Origin of the sequence: Marinimicrobium sp. UBA4209, from assembly GCF_002381585.1 — a bacterium.
Taxonomy (GTDB): Bacteria; Pseudomonadota; Gammaproteobacteria; order Pseudomonadales; family Cellvibrionaceae; genus Marinimicrobium; species Marinimicrobium koreense.
This window is the reverse complement of record NZ_DFTP01000027.1, coordinates 13,342-13,565: the sequence shown is the minus strand read 5'-3', so window position 1 is coordinate 13,565 and position 224 is coordinate 13,342. Positions and strand designations below refer to the sequence as shown.

The window sequence follows — 224 nt, the reverse complement described above, 5'->3', positions numbered from 1 at the left end:
GCCCGAGCGGTGCAGGGTGCCGCTGGCGCCGACGATATCGCCGATATCCCACTGGCCCCACTGTTCTTTGATGGCCTTCTGGGTGTCCTTGTCGGCATAGAGCTGAACCGTGCCGGAGGCATCCTGCAGCACCATGAAGGGGCCCCGCTTGGCCATGATCCGCCCCGCCACGCTGGCGGTGAGGCCGGCGCCTTCCAGGTCCTCTTTGGATTTGTCCTGGTGTG

1 protein-coding gene is annotated in these 224 nt (G+C 65.6%); it reads right to left on the bottom strand.

What is annotated here, in order from left to right:
* Positions 1 to 224 (bottom strand): OB-fold nucleic acid binding domain-containing protein (locus tag B3187_RS04295; RefSeq protein WP_286804738.1); only part of this gene is annotated, 224 nt, incomplete at both ends.